This is a genomic window from Thermostichus sp. MS-CIW-37 (assembly GCF_054060065.1).
On record NZ_JBSSCV010000060.1, the window covers coordinates 1 to 2,759 of the forward strand.

Annotated in this window: 2 protein-coding genes and 1 pseudogene; all 3 read left to right on the forward strand. The window is 50.6% G+C overall.

Annotation, left to right across the window (positions count from 1 at the left end):
• A pseudogene (locus tag ACVWYZ_RS14230) lies at positions 1–1,127 on the forward strand (hypothetical protein); the annotation flags it as partial.
• Positions 1,128–1,131: 4 nt separating this feature from the next.
• Positions 1,132–1,668, forward strand: a complete 537-nt coding sequence (locus ACVWYZ_RS14235; RefSeq protein WP_457467421.1) for a hypothetical protein — start codon at positions 1,132–1,134, stop codon at positions 1,666–1,668.
• Between the two features lie 186 nt (positions 1,669–1,854).
• Positions 1,855–2,759: class I SAM-dependent methyltransferase (locus ACVWYZ_RS14240; protein WP_457467422.1), on the forward strand; the 905-nt coding region annotated here is incomplete at its 3' end.

Here is a 2,759-nt window from a genome sequence, read left to right on the forward strand (position 1 = left end):
ACGAGCCCATCCAAGAGCTGCATCGAGTGCAAGAGCGGCTGCAGGTGCTGGTTAGCCAAGGTTGTCCGGAAGTGATAGCAGCAGACTTGCTGGACCTGCCGCGGCTGGAGCTGTATGTGGAAGAGGGGTTTGGGGATCCCTGTGCCCTGCTGCAGCAGAAGGGAGTGCCCGAGCGAGTTCATGAGGTGAGGGGGGAGCCGAGCAGTTGGCCCAGCTTTGATGCGGTGGTGTGCACGGTGGGAGACTTGCAGCGGCTGGGGCGGTCTGTGAGGGCTAACTTTGCTTTTGTCTTGGCAGAGGACCACCAACTTCTTTTGGCCAATGCCAGTAAGTTAATGGAAGCAGTGTCGACTGGCTTTGACTTTGGCAAACTCAGGCTTTCGGTAAAGCTCTACCCAGACACCGTTTTTTACGAGAGGACGTATCTTAACTTTCCTGTGTTTCTGTCTAGTCAGGTGCAGACGGTTATCGACATCGGAGCTGGGGTAGGCCTTGGTAGCGTTTGTTTTCGGGGTTTCTGCCCTGAGGCGGCCATTCATTGTTTTGAGGTGGATCCCTCGGCCTTGCACCTGCTGCAGCAGAATGCTCTTGGCCTGAGCAACTGCTTTGTGCATTCGTTAGCTCTACACCTGCTGCAGCAGAATATTCTCAGCTTGCGCAACTGCTTTGTGCATTCGTTAGCTCTACACCTGCTGCAGCAAAATGCTCTTGGCCTGGGCAACTGCTTTGTGCATCCGGTGGGGCTAGCGGGGCAGGATAGTTGCAGAACTTGTCGGCTCTGGCCGGAGGATCCTCAGGCCGAGTGGGGAGTGGAGCAGCTGCTCCCTTTCCGAGAAGCCAGGGAAGCTTTGAAGGAGTTGGGTTTGGAGTCCATCGATGTGCTCAGGGTAGCTACGGGTGGGGATGAGGTGGAGGTATTGGCTAACCTGCAGCCGCAGCTTAGGGACATCAAGGTGATTTACGTGGAGTTTACCTCTGAGCAAGACCGCAAGCGGATTGACCAGATGTTGGACCCTACCCATCTCCTCTGGCAGGGAGAAATTGTAGCAGGCCAAAGAGGAGTCCTTTGCTATCTAAGCAGGGCTTGCTTTGTCGACAACAATTCAAGCCTTGGAGGAGAGACTTAAGGTTATGAACTCAACCATTATCGTTACGGCTGCTGACAGCAAGTTTTTTGAATTGGTTCAGGGGACCATTCTCTCCATCCGAGAAAAACCTCAGGGGCACTCTGTAGATATTGGATTCTTGGATGTAGGCTGTACACCGGAGCAGTTGCAATGGATAGGTCAGTACGTTGACCACATTGTTGAGCCAGATTGGGACTATGATATTCCCGACATTGATAGACAACCCAAGTATCTCAAGGCACTAGTTTGTAGGCCTTTCCTTCCTGAATACTTTCCAGGCTATGAAGTTTATATTTGGATTGATGCAGATGCTTGGGTGCAAGACTGGTCTGCAATTTATCTTCTTGCTTTGGGAGCAAAAAGAAAGGGCTTTGCAATAGTCCCGGAGTTATTTGCTAAACACAGCACCAGATCCGTGAGACACGCTTGGATAGCTTTGCAATATAGTCGCTACTTTCACTACACGGATTTTGCTGGTTTAGAGATAGAGCCTTTGCTGAATGCCGGTGTGTTTTCTGGGACTGGGCGATCTCCTCACTAGTCAGCGTGGAGCAGAAGACTGAGTCAAGCCATTTATAACTGCCTTGACATCCTCACAGATCAATTTGCTTTAAACGTAGCTATTTACAAGGACTTAGGTCTGGATAGAGTTGAACTCTTGCCCTTGAGTTGTAACTGGCTAGCTAATTACCAGGAACTTCTATGGGATCCTCGGAGGAGGCTTTGGGTGGATCCTTCCTCACCTCACACTCCTCTAGGCATTGTACATATTTCAGGCCAGACTAAGGAAAAGCCAACTCACATTGTACCTACAACCGAGGGTTTTAGAGTTGAAACATACCTGAGTTACCCCATTGAGAAACTTACCTCAGTCAAGAGATACGACTACGTCTCGGCAAATCAAAAAAGAGTAAACCTTGACCCATGCTTTCCCTTTCTAGCTGCTATCGATCCACAATCTCACCCTTGGCCTCATGTGAGGAGAGAAGTTCCACATCTTTGGTACGCAGATCAACGCCAGCCTGGTATTGGCTTTGTCAGTCGAGATGAAGCCCACATTCTTTATAACACTGCCCTTAAGCTACAAGGAAAAAACGCTTTGGAGATCGGCTGTTGGCTAGGTTGGTCAACTGCGCACCTGGCGGCAGGAGGAGTTATTCTCGATGTGGTAGATCCTGCTCTGGCCGATCCCCAGATTTATGGAAGTGTGGATCAATCTCTTCGCTCGGCTGGAGTTCGCTCTAATGTCAATCTCTACCCTGGCTATAGCCCAGGGAAGGTGGAGGAGATTGCCCAGCAAGAGGATTGTCACTGGTCTCTGATTTTCATCGATGGGAATCATGACTCACCAGCCCCCTTGCAGGATGCTCAAGTGGCAGAGCGCTATGCTGCTGAGGATGCCTTGATTCTGTTTCATGATCTAGCCTCGCCGGATGTGGCTGAAGGTTTGAATTACTTGAGAGACAGGGGCTGGAACACGATGATTTACCAGACCATGCAAATTATGGGAGTGGCCTGGCGAGGCAATGTCAAGCCCGTTGAGCATATTCCAGACCCTGCTGTGAATTGGACATTGCCAGAGCACCTCAAGGACTATCCGGTCTGTAACCTTGAGTTGTCTAGGGTGCTAGA

Coding starts and splice junctions, on each gene's coding strand:
- ACVWYZ_RS14235 (WP_457467421.1), top strand. CDS start 1,132: ATGAACTCAACCATTATCGTTACGGCTGCTGACAGCAAGTTTTTTGAA.